Annotated in this window: 23 protein-coding genes and 1 pseudogene; 5 read left to right on the forward strand and 19 right to left on the reverse strand. The window is 31.3% G+C overall.

The window, feature by feature from the left end; all coding sequences use genetic code 11:
- Positions 1-48: 48 nt before the first annotated feature.
- Positions 49-1308: a dynamin family protein gene (locus tag ACKF5P_RS06010; RefSeq protein WP_408956589.1), complete on the reverse strand. Its 1260-nt coding sequence runs from the start codon at positions 1306-1308 to the stop codon at positions 49-51.
- Between the two features lie 6 nt (positions 1309-1314).
- On the reverse strand, positions 1315-2001 hold the full coding sequence (locus ACKF5P_RS06015; protein ID WP_408956590.1) for a hypothetical protein: 687 nt from the start codon (positions 1999-2001) through the stop codon (positions 1315-1317).
- A gap of 313 nt (positions 2002-2314) precedes the next feature.
- Here ACKF5P_RS06015 and ACKF5P_RS06020 point away from each other — a divergent pair, with 313 nt between their 5' ends.
- Positions 2315-3004: a rhodanese-like domain-containing protein gene (locus ACKF5P_RS06020; RefSeq protein WP_408956591.1), complete on the forward strand. Its 690-nt coding sequence runs from the start codon at positions 2315-2317 to the stop codon at positions 3002-3004.
- A gap of 381 nt (positions 3005-3385) precedes the next feature.
- On the opposite strand, the gene ACKF5P_RS06025 is transcribed toward ACKF5P_RS06020, so the two are convergent.
- The 11 genes and pseudogenes from ACKF5P_RS06025 to ACKF5P_RS06075 all read right to left on the reverse strand — a co-directional run bounded on the left by ACKF5P_RS06025 (position 3386) and on the right by ACKF5P_RS06075 (position 14851).
- The gene (locus tag ACKF5P_RS06025; protein ID WP_408956592.1) at positions 3386-3865 is read right to left on the reverse strand and encodes a Spy/CpxP family protein refolding chaperone; all 480 of its coding nucleotides are present in this window, start codon (positions 3863-3865) and stop codon (positions 3386-3388) included.
- Positions 3866-4414: 549 nt separating this feature from the next.
- The gene (locus tag ACKF5P_RS06030; RefSeq protein WP_408956593.1) at positions 4415-5071 is read right to left on the reverse strand and encodes a hypothetical protein; all 657 of its coding nucleotides are present in this window, start codon (positions 5069-5071) and stop codon (positions 4415-4417) included.
- A 126-nt stretch (positions 5072-5197) separates the two neighbouring features.
- Entirely contained in the window at positions 5198-5779 is a 582-nt protein-coding gene (locus ACKF5P_RS06035; RefSeq protein WP_408956594.1) for a 4Fe-4S binding protein, read from the reverse strand.
- Positions 5780-6091: 312 nt separating this feature from the next.
- Positions 6092-6214: pseudogene (locus tag ACKF5P_RS06040) on the reverse strand (PD-(D/E)XK nuclease domain-containing protein); the annotation flags it as partial.
- Between the two features lie 49 nt (positions 6215-6263).
- A complete protein-coding gene (locus ACKF5P_RS06045) occupies positions 6264-7343 on the reverse strand; it encodes a GTPase domain-containing protein (protein ID WP_408956595.1) in 1080 nt (359 codons plus the stop codon).
- A 6-nt stretch (positions 7344-7349) separates the two neighbouring features.
- Positions 7350-8693, reverse strand: a complete 1344-nt coding sequence (locus ACKF5P_RS06050) for a GTPase (RefSeq protein WP_408956596.1) — start codon at positions 8691-8693, stop codon at positions 7350-7352.
- An 18-nt stretch (positions 8694-8711) separates the two neighbouring features.
- Positions 8712-9839 carry a GTPase gene (locus tag ACKF5P_RS06055; RefSeq protein WP_408956597.1) on the reverse strand — a complete coding sequence of 376 codons (1128 nt, stop codon included), beginning with the start codon at positions 9837-9839 and terminating at the stop codon, positions 8712-8714.
- A gap of 325 nt (positions 9840-10164) precedes the next feature.
- Positions 10165-11004: a helix-turn-helix transcriptional regulator gene (locus ACKF5P_RS06060; RefSeq protein ID WP_408956598.1), complete on the reverse strand. Its 840-nt coding sequence runs from the start codon at positions 11002-11004 to the stop codon at positions 10165-10167.
- 590 nt (positions 11005-11594) lie between these two features.
- Positions 11595-13520 carry a serine hydrolase gene (locus ACKF5P_RS06065; RefSeq protein ID WP_408956599.1) on the reverse strand — a complete coding sequence of 642 codons (1926 nt, stop codon included), beginning with the start codon at positions 13518-13520 and terminating at the stop codon, positions 11595-11597.
- Between the two features lie 209 nt (positions 13521-13729).
- A complete protein-coding gene (locus ACKF5P_RS06070; protein WP_408956600.1) occupies positions 13730-14374 on the reverse strand; it encodes a hypothetical protein in 645 nt (214 codons plus the stop codon).
- A gap of 15 nt (positions 14375-14389) precedes the next feature.
- On the reverse strand, positions 14390-14851 hold the full coding sequence (locus ACKF5P_RS06075) for a GNAT family N-acetyltransferase (RefSeq protein WP_408956601.1): 462 nt from the start codon (positions 14849-14851) through the stop codon (positions 14390-14392).
- 659 nt (positions 14852-15510) lie between these two features.
- Here ACKF5P_RS06075 and ACKF5P_RS06080 point away from each other — a divergent pair.
- Positions 15511-15744, forward strand: coding sequence for a hypothetical protein (locus tag ACKF5P_RS06080; RefSeq protein WP_408956602.1), 234 nt, complete (start codon positions 15511-15513; stop codon positions 15742-15744).
- 222 nt (positions 15745-15966) lie between these two features.
- On the opposite strand, the gene ACKF5P_RS06085 is transcribed toward ACKF5P_RS06080, so the two are convergent.
- The 3 genes from ACKF5P_RS06085 to ACKF5P_RS06095 form a co-directional block, all read right to left on the reverse strand.
- A complete protein-coding gene (locus tag ACKF5P_RS06085) occupies positions 15967-16722 on the reverse strand; it encodes a nitroreductase family protein (RefSeq protein ID WP_408956603.1) in 756 nt (251 codons plus the stop codon).
- Between the two features lie 164 nt (positions 16723-16886).
- Positions 16887-18371, reverse strand: a complete 1485-nt coding sequence (locus ACKF5P_RS06090) for a serine hydrolase domain-containing protein (RefSeq protein WP_408956604.1) — start codon at positions 18369-18371, stop codon at positions 16887-16889.
- On the reverse strand, positions 18304-18759 hold the full coding sequence (locus tag ACKF5P_RS06095; protein WP_408956605.1) for a serine hydrolase domain-containing protein: 456 nt from the start codon (positions 18757-18759) through the stop codon (positions 18304-18306). Before ACKF5P_RS06095 ends, ACKF5P_RS06090 begins: the two co-directional genes overlap by 68 nt.
- Before the next feature lie 91 nt (positions 18760-18850).
- On the opposite strand from ACKF5P_RS06095, the gene ACKF5P_RS06100 reads away from it, so the two are divergent.
- Positions 18851-19207 carry a DUF3796 domain-containing protein gene (locus ACKF5P_RS06100; protein ID WP_408956629.1) on the forward strand — a complete coding sequence of 119 codons (357 nt, stop codon included), beginning with the start codon at positions 18851-18853 and terminating at the stop codon, positions 19205-19207.
- Positions 19188-19373, forward strand: a complete 186-nt coding sequence (locus ACKF5P_RS06105) for a helix-turn-helix transcriptional regulator (protein WP_408956630.1) — start codon at positions 19188-19190, stop codon at positions 19371-19373. Before ACKF5P_RS06100 ends, ACKF5P_RS06105 begins: the two co-directional genes overlap by 20 nt.
- A 60-nt stretch (positions 19374-19433) precedes the next feature.
- Here ACKF5P_RS06105 and ACKF5P_RS06110 read toward each other — a convergent pair whose 3' ends face one another.
- From ACKF5P_RS06110 to ACKF5P_RS06120, 3 genes are all read right to left on the reverse strand, one after another.
- Entirely contained in the window at positions 19434-19790 is a 357-nt protein-coding gene (locus ACKF5P_RS06110) for a VOC family protein (protein ID WP_408954341.1), read from the reverse strand.
- 289 nt (positions 19791-20079) lie between these two features.
- Positions 20080-21438, reverse strand: a complete 1359-nt coding sequence (locus tag ACKF5P_RS06115) for an MATE family efflux transporter (RefSeq protein ID WP_408954342.1) — start codon at positions 21436-21438, stop codon at positions 20080-20082.
- Between the two features lie 703 nt (positions 21439-22141).
- A complete protein-coding gene (locus tag ACKF5P_RS06120; protein WP_408954343.1) occupies positions 22142-22372 on the reverse strand; it encodes a hypothetical protein in 231 nt (76 codons plus the stop codon).
- Between the two features lie 181 nt (positions 22373-22553).
- Between ACKF5P_RS06120 and ACKF5P_RS06125 the strand changes: the two genes are divergently transcribed.
- The gene (locus ACKF5P_RS06125) at positions 22554-23342 is read left to right on the forward strand and encodes a hypothetical protein (protein WP_408954344.1); all 789 of its coding nucleotides are present in this window, start codon (positions 22554-22556) and stop codon (positions 23340-23342) included.
- The last annotated feature ends 21 nt before the right edge of the window (positions 23343-23363 follow it).

Genomic DNA, 23363 nt, shown 5'->3' on the forward strand with positions numbered 1-23363 from the left:
AAATAAATCAAACACTTAAATTTATTAATTAATGATTATTACCTGAATTTAACAATGCAACGCTAGTGACTGCTTCTCTTTAGATTTTAATTCCCTTTCAAAATCTATAATCAGTTTTTCTCTTTTTTGATTATCCTTATCCAACCTATCATTATAGTCATTCAAATCTTCAATCAATTGATTGAAGATAAGTTTTACATCTTGAACCTTTTTATTTATCTGAATGTTTTGAGCTTGAGTAAGAAAATAACGCCTAATAACCTTATGTAACTCTTTAATTCCACTTTTATTAATTAATACTTCATCATTATCTTTAATTCCATCTAAAGCTTCTTTAGCAGAAATAGGAACTATCTCATCAAAGATATCACCAAACAATTCATTAGCCTCTTTAGACACCCTGGCAACTGCTTCTTCTCCACCATTCTTCCTAACTAAGTCTACTTTATTTAATACAGCAATCATATTATCTGCTCTACCACCAATCTCTTCTAGCGATTTATTTAAATCATCTAACATTTTACGAGACTGTTTAGCAGAAATACTATTAGCATCCAATAACCAAATTACCCCTTCAGCTTGAGAGTAATAATCGCCCATACCTTTCTTTACATCTCCTAATAGTGTCTGAAATAAACCAGGAGTATCGACTAATCTAAATTCTTTTAATAGTTGGTTAGGTTCTATCGGCCATTCAACTCTTGATATCTTTGACTTATACAAGTACTTATCTTGTAGCTCTTTTTCTTTTTCTTTCTTCTCTTGTACACTATCTAGTTTTTTTATTAATTCCCGCAATTTTTTCTTAATTTCTCTTTCTGAGTTCTTTCTCTTCTCTTCTTCTTTCTGTAAGAGTTTTTTTGCTTCCTTAAAGGATAGATACTTTACTTTATTATTCTTATAATAAACTTGTACCTGCTCATCATTACTTCCATAATAGACATCCACCTTCCAGGTTTTAGGGAGCCTATTCATTTCAGCTACCTCTTGGCCTAGTAAAGCATTCAATAAGGTTGATTTTCCATAATTACCAGTACCTATCATAGCTAACAAGAAGGGTTTGTCTAAATCTTCTGTTAGACGTTCTATTTCCACCTTAGCTTCTTGAATTTTATTGATTGCTGACTTTAAAAGAGAAGCATTCTCATAACCTGATAATCTTTTTAAATTCTTAAGAGTATTATCTAGTATAATTACTCTAGAATTAATTTGCTCTTCTAAAACTTTACGAGCATATTGGTTATAACCATCTTCAATTTTAGAAAATAATTTAATCCCTTGCTCAACTGAATCTAAGGAAACCGACATTTATATTTACCCCCCTAACATTAAATATAAGATCCCTGCTATACCAATGGTATTGATTAAAGTAAATATTTTATTAAATCTAATTCTTCTACCTTCTCTATTTAACATTATCTTAATATCGCTTTTTACTTTATCTATTCTTCTTAAGGATTGCATTAATTGTTTATCAGTATTGTTAATATTTGCTTTTAATTTCTCATCGATTTTATTAATAGAATCATTCATTTCATCTTCTACAACCTCTAAAGTACTATTTAACGATTCAACAATTTCAGAGTGTAAATTAGAGAATTTTTCATTCATTGTGATATGATTTTGCTCTATCTTTTCCATTGTTTTATCAATAGCTTCCATTTGCTGGTTGGCCCTTTTTATTCCATCTAAATATTCTACTTTTATTTCCTCTAACTTATCTATATTTTTCCTTAAAGAGCCCAACTTTTCATTTGAATTTTCAACACTTTCCTCAAATCTATCTGTTAATTTAGATACATGATTCCCAAAAACATTTGCTACTCTAGATGTATGTTTCTTAAAGTCGCTTACTTCTTCAGATACTTCAGAAGAGGTCTTTGTCAACTTTTTCTCTGCATCTTTAAGCTCTTTCATTACTCCTGAATTAATAACATCTACACTAACCTGATTAATCAAACTCTTAAATTCTCCAAATAATTCTTTTTCTGGCTTAGCCATATTATTGCTTCCTCCTTCATTATTTAAGTAAAATGAAATACATTTCTCTCAACAAAATAAAAAATTTTATTTGAAACCTAGAGGAAAACCTCTAGATTTAATCTATTGAAATATACTCTACTACAAAATTTAAACAAGATGTAATAAAAGACCTTCATTTTATCAAACAAACCTGCAAATCTACCTGCTCTTAAATTGCAATTTATAAAAATGCTTCTTAAAACTATGAACTTGACAACTTACAGGATAATATATTATAATTTATACACCCCCTATGCAAGGGGTATGCAAATTAATTAAGGAGGTGCTTCCCTTGAATTTCATTCAAATCAGTTCAGAAGAATTTGATACAGAGGTTTTAAATTCTAAGGATTCCATTTTATTAGAGTTTTCTTATGATTACTGCTCTGCTTGTCAAGAAGTCAAAAAGTTTATTATAGATAATATTAAAGTTAAAAATTTAAAATTAGTAGAGATTGATATTTCAAAGAATCAAACTTTGGCCCGAAAATATGATGTTGATAAGTCTCCAACACTATTATTATTTAACAATGGAAGAGTCTTAGCTCAACATATTGGTTATATTAAAACAGATGAATTAAATGCTTTATTAAATAATTTATCTTATTGGAATAAAGTAAAAAATAATATAAAACAGGGAGGGAAACTAATGTTTAATCTTTTATTCGGTAACAATAAAGTACAGAATATTACAACTAAAGAAGTAGCCAGAAATCTAGATAAAACAGAACGACAGATTATAGATGTAAGAACAGAAAGAGAATATCAGGAAGGACATATTCCTAATTCTATAAATATTCCTGTTACAAAGATAAAAGATAATTTAGATAAGCTAACTAAAGGAGAAGAAATAATTACTGTATGTGCTTCAGGAATAAGAAGTAAAAAAGCAGCAAAAAAACTTATTAAAGCTGACTATAAAAAAGTTAAAAATATGTCTGGTGGAATGAATGCCTGGCAAGGAAAGGTAATAAAACACTGATTAGAGCAACAATTACTCAAGATTGAATCCTCCACGTTAATTTAAATTAAATTTTGGTAATAAGGGCTTGCAAATGAAATGTTATTACAAAATAGCTTAAGGTTGAGGTTAAGGCTAAGTTAATCTTTAAAATCATAAGGACTTAGCTCTTACTTAAACTTAATTACAATAAAAAATCATTTGGTTGAAAAAATATCTATTAAGTAACATTGAATTGATTTTTAGATTATATATTTCTTAAAATCCGAATTTAATATTCCCTCCAATTCACTCCAATTATTAGTACTAGTTTCAGTAAATAAAAAAAGTAAAAAGGAATGACTTGATTTAAGTCATTCCTTTTTTTATATTCCAACTCTTTTTATCTTTTCAGATTAATCTTTACCAACCTCTCATCATGCCATGACCTCTAGTTCTTTTATTAGCAAAAGAGCTACCAGTAATTCCATGACAATCAAAACCAGTTCTACTCATTCTTTCTAACTGTTCAGTAGATAAAATATCCCTTTTTGCTAATTGATACTCATCTCGCAAGTGACTTAACTCTTGTCTTAAAAAGTTAACTTTCTCCTGTAATTGAGCTAACTCATCTCGACTGACATCTGACTGAGAATACAAATATCTTAAATTATCCCTTTTTCTTCGTAATTGATCATTTAACTTTCTTGTTTGCTGGTAATACTCATCTTCTAAAGCTCTCATCTCTGCTAACTGCTCAGTTGATAAATCTAAATAATTATTACTGAATTCACTATCAGACATCATATGTCCCCTTATTCCTACTCTACCATATCCAAAGACTACCGATGACATTCCTAATATCAATACCATAACTAATACTAACCCAATAGTTCTTTTCATAATTTATTTCCTCCTCTAATTTTATTCTATACTCATATTATAAACAGTAGATATTAAGAAACTATTAAGAAATTAATAAGATTTCTTTAAATATTTTATCTCTTAAAAAGAACTAGCTACATTTAATAAACATTTAGTGTTGATAGCCACATAAAAAGTAAATTTATTAAAACACTAAGTTATAAAGGAAGGAGATATAAATGAAAAAATTTAAGCTCACTGACTATATTGTAGAACCAAAAGGTAAACTAGTTAAAAGAATGATTTACCAAGATAAAAATGTCACCTCTTTCATTCTCAATATTTATAAAGGGGAATCGTTGCCTAGTCATGCCCACTTCGACTGTACTATGTTACTCCAGGTAATCCAAGGCAAAGCCAATCTCAGTGTATAAGATTTCTTCTATTAAAAAAAAATGATCTAATACAAATAGATGGTTCAGAGAATATATCTATTGAAAATATCGGTTCTCAAACCCTGATTATATATATTACTACCTCTCCCTCTTCTTATTCAGATAAGTATTCTTTTGATGTTGACTTATAGATCTAAAGATAACCATATTTAAATAATGTATGAAGATCAGAATTTTCTATTGCTAAGCTACCTAAACTGGCTAAGATATTAAACGGGTCATCCTTATGAAAATGAGGTAATACCTTTTCAGACCACTCATATTCGGGTATATTCCCCTCCTGCGAAAGCTCCAACCTCTTTATTTCTTGTAAATGATTATCTATATCTTGACTATATCGCTCTAAGAAGTTATTGATTTTCTTTTTAGAACAGGTTCTATTCAACATCACTATTGGATTAGATTCATATCTAGATACTTTTGTTAATAGTATACTTGCACATGCAATAAGAGGTATCATAATTAAAGCAATTGGAGCAACCAAACTACTATTTATCACAAGTACTATTAGTGGAGAAATCGCCAATAATAGCAATAATCCTGAAGTAATAATTTGAACTTGGGTAATTGACTCAAGTAATGCTCGATAAGGTGAAAATTGATACTCTAAAAAAGAAAAGTTGACTGCAAAAATAGCAATTGTCAAGCCTATCGAAATCAGATCTGAATTATAATCGATTAAGTATAAATTCCAACTCCAGATACCTAAAAAAAATGATAATGCAATAAACGGTAGAACCCATAGCAGTTTAATTAATTTATAAAAATATAATTTTAGTTTAGAAAACAATTTACGCTAGTCTCCTTAATTCTTTATCCAGTATCTTAAGCAGAAAATTTAAGTTTTCCATGGACAAATTCTTTTTAAGTTATAATTTTCAACATCCAATTGAATGTATATATTCACAGATTAATATTAGACCTTATTTTTTTGATCATGTTTCTCTTTTAATGGACATTGGTGGCATGGATTATCTTCTTTACTTTCTATAGCTTCTTTTTTTTGTTTTGATGAAAAATTTTTTCGAACTTTAATAGCTTTTGTAGAAAGAGTACCCATTGGACATATTGTACACCAAGTGCGTGGTTGATAAAATACTCCTAAAATAATACCGACAAGAGATGTAATAATAATTAAACGTACAAATACAAGTCCTATTTGGGCCAAATCCCCTTGAGCTCTGATTATTCCCACTGCAAAATTACTCAATAAAAAAAGAATAAATAAATTTTTAAATGTAGAAGAATAAAAGAGTTTAGGTGGTCTGCCCCTTGTACTTATAGTCTTTATTAGTGAACCTAGAAAGCTGCCCCGCGGACAGTAACTACTACACCAAATTCGCTTCTTTGTAAAAAAACCTACTACAACTGGTGCCAGCATACATACTAAAGCAATTATTCCAATAACTGGATAGATTATTCCTACTGCCAAAAATAATATAAAGACTGTCCAGACAATATCTGCTACCTTTAACTTCTTACGTTTATTATCTCCCATAACTATTACCTCCAATAAAATCCTTTATTTAAATTATTCCCATTTAGAATAGAAGCTACCATTAATAAACCCTGGTAATTAAATCCAAACTATGGGACAGAACTTAATCTAGCAATCCCTACAGCAGCTACAGCAATTACAAGCTTATATGTTATATTTTGGTCTAATTTCTCTAACCTATGGCTTTAGCAGATAATTTAGCTAAAGTATACATAATCGATATAAAAAATTGGTCAACTATTTTTTTAAATATGTTGACCAATTTTATTCATAACCAAATATTTAGTTTTAGATTATTGCATAAATTTAATCCTTATTTCTATATTTATTTACTTTCTTAAACTCTATTACTATTTCTAATTTATTAGTATCTCTACAAATAATCATTACATCATAACGACCATAGCCACTTTCACGATTTGAACTTACTTCGTAATCATACAAAACATTACTCTTTTTATCAATATCAGAAAAGACAATATTTTCATCTATCTTCTTTTTTAATCTCCTCTAAAACATCTGATATCTTAGGGATTACCCCTAATTGAATTTCTTTTTTCATCTTTTTATTAAATCCATCAATAGCTTTTAAAATATTCTTTTTCCCCTTTAAACGATTAAATAATCCTTTAAATAATATAGGATGGAAAGGAGCAACTGTTATTATTGCTTTTATAACCTCTAAGGTAATGGCTTTATTATAAACTGCAACAAAAGATTTCCCCTCTCCAAAAGATTTATCTCCTTCAAAGCTAATATTTTCAACAAAGATATTATAAACCTTTAAAATATCTTTTATCTCTTTATTAATTAGCTCTACAAGAGTTTCATCTTTAAATTCTTCCATCTTTTTTTTCATGAACTTTTTCATTTTTTTAGCATTAAAAAGATTAACACTTTCTTCAATATATTCTTTTTGCTCTAAACACCAGGCATCAACTTCATCAAATATCTTTTGTTCAACCCGTTTAGGTAATCTCATCTTTATCGAATCCCAAAAACCCTTGTCAATCATTTTTATAATTTTTTCTTTCCCAAATTGTTCTACTTTATTTCCATTCATTAATTTCTTTTCTTCATTGCAGACTGGAATTTTTTCAACTTCACCTTTTACTTCTTCATCAATAACTTCACTCAACTCTTTTATTTCAGCTTCACTAGATTGGTCTGCTTTAGTAAAAATAACGTTTACTTTATATCTTTTTTTAATAAACTCATTCATAGTTTCAATCTCAAAATCTTGCACTCGACCACTTCCTGCACTGATACAGTAAAAGACTGTATGAAACCAATCACTTATATCAGATGTTACATCTCTTTTTTCAAATTCTTTTTCTAGAGATTTCTTCCATTCTTCATGTTTATCAGCTTCTAGCCCCCAAGAATCAAATATTCTAACTGGCAAATCATTAATATTTATTTCAATACATTCAAAAGCATCTTTTTCAGTAACTGGCTTTCCTGTTCCCGTTTTCATTACATCTTGACCATATATATAATTAATAAAAGAACTTTTACCTACTCCTGTCCTTCCTACTACCACCACATTATATCTTTTTTTCATAAGCTATCAACCCCCTTGAATACCTTGGTATTCATATTCTTTTATTTTAGCAAACATCTTTTCTAATTTAGGCTCCATCTCTTTAAGGTTATTTTCTATTTTATTTCTAATCTCTCTTAAATTCTTTTTAAGTTTTTTCTTCTTTTTTTTAGTTTTTCCTAAAGCAATTAATAATCCAGCTATGGCAACAGGTCCTAATAAAGTCATTTTAAATAATAATAACGCACCTAACCCCTTAGCTGCTAAAGCTCCTCCACCTGCTATTACTGCCCCTTCTAAAATAGCAGCTAAAGCATTAACATCTTCATCTTCACTCTCTTTTAAATGCTTTAACAATTCTTGATAACTTGGTATTATCTTTTTTTGCTTAATACTTCTAAAATAGCTTCTACTTATTTGGCTATAAACATCTATTATCTCTTTTAACTCCTTAAAAATAACTCTACCAACTATTTCCTTATCCAGCTTATCTATAAATTCTTCTATTTCATCATTAATTTTTTTTGCGACCTTCTTTTGAGATAAAAAACCAAATTCTTTTTCAATATATCTTTTCTGCTTGCCATACCAATTATTAAGTTTTCTAATCAAGATTCGAGTACACCTTCTTGGAGTACGCATCACTATTGAATCCCAAAATCCTTCTACAATAGCTTGTTCAACTTCTTTTTTACCAAAGGGCTCTATTTTATTACCACCTAGTAGTTCTTTTTCTTCATTACAAACAGCTATCATTGAAACTTTTGCTTTTAAACTCTTATTCAAAACTGTCTTTAACTTCTCTATTTCTTCTTCAGTAGCTAAATCTGCTTTAGTGAAGATAATATTTACTTTATATTTAGCAGCAATAAATTTATTAATTAAATTTATTTCAAAATCCTCAACTCGTGCTCCACCAGCACTTATACAATAAAAAACTGTATGAAACCAATCTTTCACATCTGAAAAAATATCTCTTTTCTTTAATTCTTTATCTAAAATCCGGCTCCAGTCATTAGCTTTACCAGCTTCAATCCCCCATGAATCAAATATCTTTGTTTCTAATCCATTAAGCTTAATTTCTATTTTTTCAAAGCCTTTTCCAGTTACCGGCTTACCACTTCCCACTTCTCTCACATCTTCACCATACAAATAATTAATTAAAGAACTTTTGCCTACCCCTGTTTTACCTAAGACTACGATATTATATTTTGCATTTTCTACTTCTTGACCAGATAAAAAGTTTAAATTATAAATATTACCCTCTTTACAATGAGTACAAGTTATCTTTACCCGACCAATATTATCTTTTTCAGTTTCAAATATTAGGTTCTCTCCGCATTCAATGCATGATAGTAAAAATTTTATCATTGCTATCCCTCCGGATAATTAAGATATTTCATTCTTCTCTTCATAATATTCTCTAAATAGCTCTCCAAGCATAGGTTTAAAATTATTAACTATATCTTTTAATTCTTCTTCTTTTCCTTCAATAGCTGCTTTAGATATCCTATAACACATCTCTGATACAGCTAGTCCAATAGCAGTCGTTATTGCCGCTGCTACACCAGCTGATATAAGTCCACCTATTACTGTACCTTTTACTGGGATAAACTTAGTTATCTGAGCTGCTAACCAGATTCCCGAACCTGAAATAATCTTTTTTATTCCAATACTACTCAAAATCATTCTTGCATCCTTAATCATATATTCCATATCATAAATATTTAATATTCTAGCAAACATTCCAGTTTGATTTGTAATTAAAAGAGGTGCATCTGAAAAAGGAATAGGGGAACCACCAATCAACGTTGCTCCTGAAACATGCTGTTTAATCGCCTTTTTTGCTTCAGCTTTTTTCTCGTCTAAATTTCTTTTTTGAGCTTTAATAAATCCTAATTTTAATCCCTGCGGCAATCGCTTAATTGACCAAGAAGTTAATTTATTTAAATCTAAATAATCTAAACTAGGATCATTAAGGGTAGTTAATCTAAAACTAGAAATATTAGGCAGTTCGTTATAAAGTTCTGTTTCTAAACTTTCAATTTCTTCTAAGGATACTAAGTCACACTTTGTAAATAAAACTCCAACTGGGATATTAGAACAATAAATCTTTTTAATTGTTTTTAAATCTAAATCAGTAATTCGATGACCTGCCGCATCAATACAATACCAGGCAAGGTGCATTTGTCTATCAACAGACCGTTGGTTATCTATAACAAACTCAACTACTTCTTTAGAAAATTTCTCCTGCTTTTTGCTACCTATTTCATAACCTGCTGTGTCATATAATACTATTGAAACATCAGGCTTGCGATAAATATTAATTGCCTCAGTAACTGGCTCACCAACTCCTACTTCAGCCAGTTCTTCTCCAAATATTAAATTAACTAGAGAACTTTTTCCTACTCCAGTAGCCCCCACTAATAAAACATTAGGCTTTTTAATTGATGCTTCAACCCTTTCATATTCTTTTTCTAATTCTTCTTCAAACTTCCTTGCTTTGCTTTCAGCCATAATTTCATCTGCCTCCTTTAAATTTTTGCTAAATTTTATTTATATTAAACCTAATATTTTGATTCCTTGTTACTCATTATATTCTATACTACATCTGTTACCCCTTCATATAGATTCATTAAATCACTCCTTATTTATGAATCATTGATTTTCTCAGCAACAGGTGGCTGAAACTCAAATTTAAAAATATTGTCACTATTTATAATCTCTTTAAGCTCTTGATAAATAGAATAATTACCAATCCCGCTGCTATCTGCCCAACCTTTAAGCAGACTTTTACTGCTGTCCCTGCCATATAAAAAATAATCAGTTTTTAACTAATAATTTAGCGATAATTATCTAACATCTTCGTAATGGTCTCTTCCATATCTTTACGAAAATATTCTGGCTCTAATATTTCAATATACTGAGCTTGACTCAATAACCACATCTTAATGCCTCTACCATAAACCTCTGCTTCTATAAGATAGGAATCTCCATCTTCTTTTATCACCTGAGCTGTTGGTAATCTATCCAGCACAGCCTCTAGCGATTGACCAAAAAATCGAAACTTGATCTTCATCAACTTTCCTGCCTGCATAAACTGAACTCTTTTCCGAAACTCACCTTCCTCAAAACGTTCAGCATAAGGAATATGAAACCTTTCTTCTTTAATATTATAATTTTCAATCCGATCTAAACGATAGATAGTCGGAAAATCAAAATCATACTCACATATGTATGCTGCTAGATAAAAGTAAAATTCTGAAAAGATAATTCCTACTGGTTTAAGTAGATGCTGCTTACAATTAACTGAATTACTCTTTCTATAATCAATCTCAATCAATTTAGATTCTCTAATTGCTTTACTTATATCCCAAATGATTTGAAATAGACTCTTTTGGTGTCTAACAGGATTATAATGAAAGCGTTCATTTTTAATGATATCCTTAATATGTTGATACTCCTTGAGTACAGACTGTAAGACCAATTTATCCAATAAATTATCCATCTCTTCTTTAGAAAAAGCACGGCTTTCTAATAAAACCTTACCCAAAACTAGTATTTCTTCATTAGTCAACCACTTACTCCCTTCCCGTTTTAAAAGATAGCCACCTTTATCTCTTCTATAAACTAATTTAGTTGCGTCTTCATAAGGATGCATCTCAGCAAAATAAGCTCTCAAATCATTAATATCTCTTTGTATCGTCTTCTTACTAACAGCAAACCTTTTTGCTTCTTCCTTCTTTTTAATAACTTCTCCTTTATTTAATCGTTCAAATATATCTAATAAACGTAATCCTTTATTTAAAGAATCTAATTTAGTATTAATCTTCTTTCCCTCCTCTTACAGATCTTATATTTTATTCTTACGCTATTAACTTAGTAAATAACTCTTTACAAGCATCAATAAAGCATATGAAGAATTAACTTTTTTAAATAGTTAAAAAATACTGGTAACAGTTGTTATAAGAATAAAATTCAAATTTATTATATCATCTTTTAGCAATGAGAAACAGCCAGATCTTTTTAAGATCTGACTGAAGATTGAATTTTATATTCTCCTATTCAATTCACTTTAATAATTATTAACTCTTCTCGAGCCCTCGTACAAACCATATACTCAAGACAGTCTACCTGCTTCAACTTATTCTTAACATACAATTCATCTACAAAAAATTCTATATCAAAAATCATCCCCTCTTTAGTAATTGATTGATAAGGATCTATTCCATCAAAATCTCTTTGAATATAACGTATTTACCTATTCAAACATTAAAGTAAATTAGTATAATACATTACCCACATTAATCCCCCAGTCATTAATGTCACAAAACTATAATGTAAGCGAGATCCCAAAGTCCAATACTTTTCTCGCCAAGAAATTACTGCTAATACCACCATGGCAACAGTCAAAACTAACATAAAATAAGGCAAACTTGAGAGAAAATAAAATAATACTGGATTATAAATATTAAACATAATATTCGGAACCCCATAAGCAGGATTAATGTCAGTAAATATACTTATCATACCAACTAAGAAAATAAATGTTAATAATACAAATGCTACTACAATCAGTCTAGCTGCTTTTGCCCCACGAGAACTTTTGCTTTCTTTTTTTCTAAACCAGCGTATCAAAAAAGAAATAATCCATCCCAGCAAAGTACCTAGCATCAACAAAATTGCCAAAACAGTTAAGAGAGACAAAAACGAAATCGATCCATACCAGGGAGACTTACTATATGTTGTAGGGCCTCCTGGAGCCAACATAGTTTGCCCTTCGGAATCACTGACAAAAGCCATTGTTTTGATTAATTGTGTACCATTATTATTACGATTTTTATAAACACCCTCTTCTACTTCCACAAACTGATATACCTCACCTAGAAAATCAGCTACCAAATAACCCTCTTCATTTATATTCACTTGTATACTCTGAAATAAATCTAAAAGTTTTTCAAAAGTAGAAAAATTAATACGATTAGGATAATAGTTTCCTACATAAGCCATTGCTCTTGCTTGTGCTTCTTCATCTAGGGGTTTCTCTTCAATATTTAATTTTTCCGGATAATAGCGATCCATAAAAGCTTGAAATAATTTTATTGCTTCCATGCCAGTCCCATCGCTATAGGAAACAAATAGACCTATATTATGTTCTGGAAGCAGATATAAGCCACTAAAAAATAGTGAAGTACCTCCTCCATGGGTTATTATCCTCTCTCCATTAAGATTATCTTCTATAAAACCGAGAGCCATTCCCTGTACTTCAGAATGATGGGTAAATTGTTGTTGATGCATTTTTTTAACGCTTTCTTCCTGCAATATTCGCTGCTCTCCATAGCTTCCGTTTTGCAAATGAGCTATCATGAAACGGGCCATATCTTCAGCAGAAACGCTCATACTTCCAGCAGGAGAGCCAGAAATATATTCAAAACTACCCTCATAATATTCACCTTCTACAAGTTTATAAGCACGAGTCATATACGGAGCAAGTTCATCAGGAAGCGGCTGCTTGAAGGTACTATAATTCATCTCTAAAGGTTTAAATATATGTTCATCTACATACTCTTCAAAAGCTTGCCTTGAAACCTGTTCTACTATGTAACCTGCCAGAGCTGTACCATAGTTAGAATAAGCCAATATTTCACCTGATGGGAAAACTCGAGCAGGCAAATATTGTTTTAAATATTCCTCCAAAGATAGCATTTCTTCTTCAGAAAGTACAAACAATCCCTCGCCAACATCCTCAAATCCGGGAGTATGGGTCATCAAATGTTTCATAGTAATTGGCTTAGCTTCAGTTGAGCCCTTTCCCAATATAGTATTAGGAATTTCAAAATCTAAATAATTATTAATATCCTCATTTAAATCCAATTTATTTTGTTCTACTAACTGCATAACTGCTGTCCAGGTAAATAATTTCGAAACTGAGCCAGGCCGAAATAGAGTACGCTTGGGATCTACTGCTTTTCTTTTTTCTAAGTCAGCATAACCATATCCTTTAGATACAAGTATCTCTCCGTCCTTAACCACCGACAGAGTAACACCAGAAATGTCATGCTCATCTAATTGACTAAAAATCACTCCATCCAGAAAAGTTTCCAACTCTTCTGCTTCTATAGAATTTGCTCTAACATAAAAACTAGCAGAAAATAATATTAATACCCCAACAAACATTACTATTATTAATTTTTTCATTTAAACCTCCTCCTATCTGAATACCATCATATCTTTTTTTATCTTATCACTTAACCCGTCAATCAAATCAATATTTTGTAAAACTGTTACTTTAGAACTTTCTTTCTTCTGTTTTGAAAATAAAATTTTCAACATATTAAGTTTCTTCTATTAAAAAAACTCAGAAGTTATCTTAAACCCCTTCATCTTTATCAGCTACCTTGTTAATTCTACGAAATCAGTAAAAGAGCAATAGTTCCAGCTGCCAAAACACCCCACAGAATGCGGTGTTGATCCCATACTCGCCTCCCATTGTAAGACTCGAAAGAAAAAAAAGGAAGAAGCACCTTATATATTAGCAACGAATATGCCAAAAAGAATGAAGTTCGGAGTAGGTCACTTATCACCGCTAGTGCGGTACTAGCAATTGCTAACGCTTCATAGGCAAAAAGAAACCAAGCAAGAATAAGCACCGAGAGTGCACCAAAAAACGATACAGTTGCAAGCTGTGATAACTTTTTGCGATAGCTCCACCGAACTAGCTTAGGATAATATGAGCCCGGAAACGGAAAAATTCCCCCAAACAAAACAGCAATAATTGCTGAGAACGTGAGTCCGGTTTCCCAAATTCTATACTGAAGCTCACATCCAATCCAATTCGCAACTAACTTCATTGTCAGCGAACGTATTCCAAATACCAAGGCAACTGCAATCGGTAGCTGCCACATAAGTTCAGTTGATGATCCGACACGAAAACGTTGAAGCATTAGAATAACTGATATAATTAATACGTTGGCCCACCAGGCTAATGCACCACCGCCTGGAACCTGCTGAGTATCTTTTAAACTTACAGACTCTTTTGGGCTCTGAGACATACCCCCAGGTCTAGCCTACAGAAAATGGCCAATATCTATTGTATGAAATGTTTTTGGTCCTATTTTTAGTAAACTAAAACCATAGCGCCGTATCTGCTGCATAGCACTAAGCGGCATAAAGCCTTGATCAGCAAAACGATTACTCGAATTAGTATTATAGCCCTCAACTGTTGTAAACATCTCATCACAACCAAGTTCTTGTAATTTTTTAACCGAATGCTCAATTAATGCACTAGCTACGCCACGATCACGTGCTTTCTGCTCGGTAAACAACCACTTTACAACACCACCAAGTCGATTTCGTTTAAAAGTGAAAGTTTCAAGCACCACAACTCCTACAATCTCTTCTGAAAGTTCATACACATAGGTATCTTCAGTTGTTTTAACTAAGCTGCCATGTAAAAAACTAAAAGAACTCTTAGCAAGACTTTTTATCTTAGCTTCTTCTTCCTCTCGCATTAGGCGAATTGCTTCCATCAGTATCATCTCCTCCTTTTTATTTTACCTGTTTGCAAAACTTCTACTCCTTTAATTTGTTTACTTCTTCCTTTAACTGCTCTATCTCTTTTTTGAGGAATTTACTTACGAGATAACCGCTAAAGCAAAAAATAAATGATAAGAATTCTACCGATTCCATTTTTCAACCTCTTATTCAGATTTTTAACCATTAATAATTACATCTTTTCTCTTTCTACATAAGATATTTTATCCCTTCAAAAATATCTTACCACTGTAATATTATACACAAACATAAATTTTTTTAACCTTAAAAAATAACTATCTCAATCCCTATTTACGAGTTTAAAGAAACAAAACTCCGCCATCTTTTTATCTTATCTAAGTTCCTTCTTAGTTCTATAATTCTCAATTCTCTATTCTATGTAGAGATAATAATCTGCCCTTGCCCTTCTAACTTTTTGGACAAATTTGAACTATTTTTATGAAACATACAATTGCTAAAATCACCTTCTAAATACTAGGCTATAATTTTTTGTTTTTGACTATTAATTGACTTGAAAATAATACTAATATAGAACCAAAAGTCCTTAACCAAATTCAATCAAGCTATTTAAGTAATATTATTAACAATGATAAAATATTATTAGGTAAGTACTTACTACAAGGGAGAGAATCTTTTGGAAACAGAGTTCAATAAAAAAATCATAAATCTCAAAGCTTTAATTACAATCTTTGTCACTATTTCACTGGTTATTTACTCAGAGCAGGTATTCGAAGCAGCAGTTAATGGCTTACATACTTGGTGGGAGATCGTCTTTCCTGCCTTATTACCATTCTTTATCATCGCCGAAATTTTAATGGGATTAGGTATGGTACAATTATTCATGATTTCATCTCCTTTGATTTCATAGATTTTTAACTGGGGGCACGTATCCACTTAGCTTTAGGTTTTGTTGCCGGAAGCATGGTCTTTATTAGCTTAGATGAATTACTACCTTTAGCTTTTGATCCACACGAAGTAACTGTTGGTATTTTAGTTAGTATGTTTGCTATGTTTTTCACTTTAATTTTGTTTAAAATATAATTTTCGGGCCAACTCTTCTTTGAGGAGTTGGCCTGAAAATTAGCTACTATTATTTTATATGTGCAGTAATTATATACTCATAGTTCTTATTAGAAGGCTTATCTTCTTTTTTAAATTTAATTTCTTTTCCAAAATTATTGGCAGCAATTTTTAAATGACATAAAGCAATACCCATATCTATGGGAAGAAACTTTTTCATCAAAGGAAAAAAGATGTTCTTAAAAAAACTCAATCTTTTACAATAAATAATCATTTCACTTTCTGTTCCTTCTAAATACCATGGTTGATTATTTGTTGAAGATGGGGCCAACCTTACTGCTTCTATTAATTTTTCAGCACCCTCAACTGAAGATATTTCATCTAATTCTTTTCTCTTATACTCTGAAATACTATTTCTATGAACTTCCTCATCTGCCTTACCAAAAGCTAATGTAATTACATATTTCAAGCCATTTCTAGCATCAAGGTTTTCTTGAGGTTTTCCCATTCCCAACCATAATGCTCCTACTCCTTCTTTCGACAAGAATAAATCAAGTTGTTGCAGAAGATAACCAGCATTTAATAAATGTCCTTCCTTTTCTTCAGAATAAATTGCTATGTAGTGTGGAGCTTTAATTGAAAAAATTCCCCCTATTTCATTTTCTCCTAATATAGCAACTTCGGTCTTAATATGTTCAAACAAAGGCTCTAGTTTACTAATGTGACCTTTTAATTTCTTTATAATAGATTCTTCTAATGGCTCTTTAACAAATTTACGTATAGATTTCCTTTTAAATATTACTGGATAAAGCTCTGAATTAATCATCTTTATTCCCTCCGATTTCCTTAGATTTGCAATACAATTTTTGTCTATATCCTTTTGATGCCTTTGTAAATTATATCTATTAATCAAATAAGGTATTGCAATCAAGAAGATAAATGAAATCCAATTGCAATACCTTTTTTATAAGATAACTACTCTATTTCACCTTATAGTACATTCCAAAAATAAAATATCCATGTTAAAGCCATTGTAGCCAATGCAAACAAAATATAATGAATTCGTCCAGCTATCCTCCAGTATTTCTTCCGCCATACTACTACAGTAAGTATAACAATTGCCACTGACAATAATGTCATTGCATATGGAACAAAATCAAATAATGGAGTTAATGGTGATGGCTTACTGTAAGCGGATGCTGGTAAGCCGTAAACGGGATCTATAGCACCTTCCATCATAAACCCTGCCACAAAAATTAAAGTGAATAGACCATGAATTATTGCTATCACTTTTGACCGCTTTTCTCCTATTCCATTACTCTTAGAGTGATTTCTCTTCTTAGATAACCTTATAATAATACCCTTAACACCCCAATATAGTAGACTTCCTACTATAAATAGAATTGATAATATCAACATAATAAAGTTTATTCCAGAAGTTTCATACCAAGCAGCCATTGAATAGCTCATAGGACCATCAGCCATCAGCATGGTTTTCCCCATTGGGTCTGTGGATAATACAATAGTCCCAAAATCACCACCATAGTCATGGGTCCTACCCTCTCTTAAGTTGTGATATACTCCTGGCTCAATTTCTACGAATTTATTTGTTTCCCCTAAGTGTGTAACTAGTAGATAACCTTCGTCATCCACATTCACATGCATAACACCCATAAGAAGACTTAGAAACTTATCCTCTGTTGTAAGTATCCGACGATTTTGATGATATTCTCCAATAAACTCTTTTACTCTTTTACCCATACCTTCTGGTGCTTGGAGAGTCCTCACCTCTTCCTGTGGCAAATATCTATCCATAAACCTTTGGAATATCTCTATATTTGCAAGATAGCTACCACCACTATGGGATATAAAGAATCCTATTTCTTCTTCTGGCAGTAGATAGAATCCTGTATCATAGAGCATGGTCCCTCCACCATGGTGAAATGTATCTCGACCATTAAAGGTGGTCTTTATGAAACCATGGGCCATTCCATTTATAAGAGGGTAAAAGGTAAATGGTTCCCTGAAGATTTTATTAACAGTTTCCTTCATTAACATACTTTCGCCATTAAGTTGCCCTCCTTGTAAATATGCTAACATAAACTTAGCCATATCAGAAGCAGTAGTACTCATACTACCTGCTGGTTTAGACATAAACTCAAACTTTCCTTCTTGGAACTCTCCATCTACATAGCGATATGGTTTAGATATGTTCGTAGCTAAATTTTCTGGCAATGGTTGGCGAAATGAGCTATTTTTCATTCCTAGTGGCCTATAGATATTTTCTTCAATATATTCGGCAAAAGGTACTCCTGACACAACCTCTACTATATAACCTGCTAATGAGGTGCCGTAATTAGAGTAAGCAGTAACCTCCCCGGGAGGAAAAATTCTTGCTAACCTATTTTCACGAACGTGCTGGTATAAAGGAGGTAGCTCTCCTTCCTGCAGGATAAACATCTGTGATATTTTCAATGATTAACCCCAAGAGGTGATAATTAGTATCGGTATAATTTACCTCTTTTCCAGGTGGACACTCAGTCTCTGAATTATCTTTGGCCCAGATAATTGCTTCCCTAGGACTAATTTTAAAATTAGGGTCTTCAAATAAATCCTCTAGCAAGGGCCAAAAGTTTTCAGGCAAGCCTGATGTCTGTTTTAATAAATGCTTAATTTTAATATGGTCTGTATAATCTTTGCCTTTATAAACATGAAGACCATCTAGTAATTCATCGCCCAAATACTTACTAATACTATCATCAAAAGATAACTCTCCTTTTTCAAATAAAATACTAATTATAGTTGAAGTAAATAACTTACCAACACTGGCCATATAATTAGGCTGTTTAGGATTAGCATCCAAATCACCTGTTGAACCTTGAGCAATATTTAAGTGTAAATCTAACTTCTCTGAGTGAACTAATAAAAGGAGGGATTAAGTATTAAAAAAATGGCTGAAATATTTAGGTCTGTTGGGTCTAATAGGTCTTTTAGGGGTATTTCCTGCTAATCCTGATTATTATGGTTTCTTTGGGTTTTTTAGATTCTTTGCTTTTTCAAATGTAGTAAATAATGAACGTTTAGATTTAAATATCAATAAAGCAACTAGAAATGCTTTTATAGCTTCTTTAATTGTCTTTGTTATAGCTAATATCTGGGCCAATTTTACTTTAAAAGCAGATATATTCATTTATACTTTTGTAGCAAACTTTGTACTATTAATATTAGTATTTTGCTTTTCATTTATTTATTATGATAGGGCAAATAAGTTTGGCCAAATTAAAGACAAAAATGAAAGAGTTTCGAGCTAGGTTAGATTTAACACAGCAACAATTAGCAAGTTTAGTTAATCTTAGGCGGGAGACGATTGTTCATCTAGAAAATGGAAAGTATAACTCTTCGCTTAAGCTTGCTATGGATATAGCTAAAGTTTTAAATACTACTGTAAATGAACTTTTTACTTTTATTGAGGATTAAATATTAAGTTGAAGTAAATATATTTACTTCAACTCTTAAATAGCACTAAATTTAAAAACTTTAATTTTGTTCTACAAACTGAATACTAACACCATTAGGATCTTTCACAAAGAAAAATCTAATATTGGGAACAGGTTGAAATGGGCCAACTACCTCCAACCCCTCCTCCTTAACAAAATCAAGCTGTTCATCAAAAGAATCTACCTCAAAACCTAAAGAAATACCCTCAGGATTGTTAGCAGCATCTTTATTAGGGTCAAAGATCAATTCAACCTTAGTTTCACCACTACCTAAAAAAGCAATCTCAACTTCTTCAAGTGTAAACTCCTGACTTACTTCAAGTCCTACAATCTTCTGATAAAACTCCAAAGACTCTTCCATATCCCCCACTGTAATAGTACACCAATTAAACTTCATACTTTATTCCTCCCTCTTAAAATTAATTATCTACTTAATTTTAACTAAAGAATACTAAATAATTCTAGAAATATCAAATGCTTTTAAGAACTTCCCTTCTACTCTTTACCTACTTATAATCCTCATGCCGCTACCTTTTCTTTTCTTCTCCTGTAACCTTAATATTTAACCACTTTTCAGACTTATAACACCACAGATTTAATCCTGCCATCACAAAGATGTAGTAGCTCCGGGAACGTTATTATATAAAAAGTCACCATGCTTCACTAAAGGCTCATACAAATCAATTTTAATCAATTATTTTTGTCTTCCAAGTACCTTTCATAAACCAAAATATAACTGCTAAAACTCCTAAAAACTTAGCCAACAATATAGCCCACCAAACTCCTTTTTGACCAAGCCCCAACGTATAAGCCATAAAAAGTGAAAGCGGAATTTGTAATATCCACAGAGTTAATATCCGAAATAACATCTGCTCTACTGTATTTCCAGCCCCCTTTAAAGATTCTGATAATACTTGCTGCACCCCTAAAAATGCAAAAGCAAATCCAGCAATCTTCAAATAATAACTACCTATTTCTATTACATTTTGGTTCTCCGTAAATAACATTATCAAACAAGGAGCAACAAACAATATAAGTATAGCTACTAAAATCTGAAACCCAAATGTAATCCCTGCACCCAACCAAGCAGTAACTCCAGCCTCATCAGGCTTGTCAGCACCCAAAAATTGACCTATTAATACTCCGGTAGCCCGCCCCATACCTTGAGCAGGCATTCTAATTACTGAAGTAATCCTATTAGCTATTCCCCAAGCAGCAAGAGTATATGTACCAAAAGCAGTTACAATTGAAGTCATAACTGCCATTGCTAAAGACAAAGCTGACATCCCAATCGCAGCTGGAAAACCAACCTTAATTATTTGCTTAACCATCTCTTTATCAGGTTTAAGATAATCTAACTTGAGCTTAATTCCTTTCTTACCAGTAAAGAGTAGATACATTCCTATAATTGCTCCGATAAAACGAGAAAATATCGTTGCTATAGCAGCACCCTTAATACCCAACTCCGGAAACAAAAACCAACCAAAAATTAAAAACGGATCTAAAATTATATTTATTAAAACAGTTATTAATTTGAGCTTCATTGGAGTTTTTGTATCACCAATTCCTTGAAGGGCTGAAGAAAATACAAAATAAACAAAAACCAAAGGAATACCCCACATTATTATTCTAAAATATTCCCAAGCTGGTTTTAATACTTCTGCCTCAGGCCCCATTATTTGTAATAATTCTTCTCCTGAAATCAAACCTACTCCAGAAAAAAAGACTGAAATTACAACTGATAAAACCAAAACCTGCCCTGCTGCTAAATTAGCCATTTTCTGATTTTCTGCTCCAATATATTGCGAAATCAGTGTCATTCCAGCCACAGAAAAACCTCCAGCAAAAGAAAAAATAAAAAATATTAGTGGAAAAGATAAAGAAATTGCTGCTAAATACTCTGCTCCTAACCTTCCTACCCAAAAGGTATCAGCTAAATTATACATCAAATGCATAGCATCACCGATTATGATTGGATAACTAAGAGCTAATAAAGTAATTAATATTTTTTTATTAGTCAAATTTTTGATTGATTTTATTTGCATACAACCCTCCTCGTTCTTTTCTAATAACCACTTCTTTCTTTGCTTATGATATGTAACATTTATAAATACTATATATTACAAACCAAAAATAATCTTTTTACAACTAAGTTCTACCTCACTTCTATCTTCAGTAATTTAAAAGCCATAGATCAATTTTGCTCAATTTAAAAGCCAGACCTTTTTCAAGATCTGACCTGATAATCAAACTAAGACTATTCATAAGCTATCTCAACTTCATAGCCTTCATATTGTAATTACAATTCTAAAAATCTAGCTATCTTCTTTCGTCTTCTACAATCAAAACTTTATACCTTTCCATTTTAATCCTCCAGACAACTTCTAATCTATTTACTACTTATACATATAAAAAATTTACATAATGTAGATACTAACAATAAAACGATAATCACAAAATTCTATTTTACCTACTATACCTTTTATGAGACCCTATCCAGTACTGACTGTAGTAGAAACCTTAATTACTATAATAATGGTTTATTTCAAGAATATCTTTTTTGATCTATACTGATTAATTAAGAAGCAGCTTCCTCCTAAAAACAGAGCAATTGCAGCTATAACCCAATGCATAGTTGTAACCATAAAGGGAAATATGTAATAGTAGGCTAAGATAAGAATAAAAATTAAAGTCATTTGAATTATAGTTAGTATCATGAATTTCCTAACATATTTCTTTTTTAGTCTTTTAAAATAGTTCTGGCTCATTTAAAGCAGCAGATAATAGAACTGATGCAGAAAAAGAATTAACAGAATCAGTAAATATACCATGAATAACATCCTCAAATTCTAACCTCTCCACCCTACCCCAAACATTATATTCATAATGGCTAATAAATTTCTTCTGATCAGCCACAGGGCTAGCCTTGTCTAGATCGAGGGGAAATAGCTCTACTGGTAGTCCTCCCTTAGATTCCAATCTTACAATCTTAATAATTGAACCCCCTTCCAGATAGTGATTATATGTGAAAATTAATTAAAAATGATTTTAATTATTAATCTTTATTACATATTTAGACTTATTGCAGAATATTTAGATCAACTAACAAGTGATAATAGATTAAAAATCTTAATAAGGATGTAAGAAGGAGGTGAAGAAATTGTCTGTTAATATTAATAGAAAAACATTACAAATATTAAATATTCTTTCCTTTGTTTTAGTGATTTTCATTAATGCTTTAGCAAATATTTTACCTCTTAATGATTATACAACAGGTGAAGTAGCTCAGTTATACCCTAACCTATTTACTCCAGCACCAATTACTTTCTCTATCTGGGGGCTGATTTATCTTTTATTGGCATCCTTCACTTTATATCAAGCCAGAGGTTTACTTTCTATACCAGATCCTCAAGTTGACTTTTTAGATAAAATAGGTTACTTATTTTTTATTTCATCTTTAGCTAATGCAAGTTGGATCTTTGCTTGGCATTATCTTAAAATTGGTCTATCTTTTTTAATAATGTTTGTGTTGTTAATCTCTTTAATATTAATCTATAATCAGTTAGAAATTGGACTAAGAAGAGTAAGTAGAGCCGAAAAATTATTTGTCCATCTTCCCTTTAGCATCTATACAGGGTGGATTACAGTAGCAACATTAGCTAATTTAACTACATTACTGGTTGATCTCAACTTTTATGATACCATAATTCCAGCAGTACCTTGGACTATTGGAATGATTGCCATTGCAGTTATAGTTGGAAGTTATATTTATATTAAAAGAAGAGATCTTTATTATAATTTAGTAATAGTCTGGGCTTTATTAGGCGTTGTAGTTAAACGGATTTTTATAGCTGAAGAATTAATAATCACCGTAGCTATAGCTGCTATTATAGGTATTATAATTATTACAGGAATACTTGTGAGGGATTTTAAATTTAGTTTTCCATAAGATGAACAGATTAAATGGGGT

The sequence above is a fragment of the Natroniella sp. ANB-PHB2 genome (assembly GCF_046097105.1).
Taxonomy (GTDB): domain Bacteria; phylum Bacillota; class Halanaerobiia; order Halobacteroidales; family Halobacteroidaceae; genus Natroniella.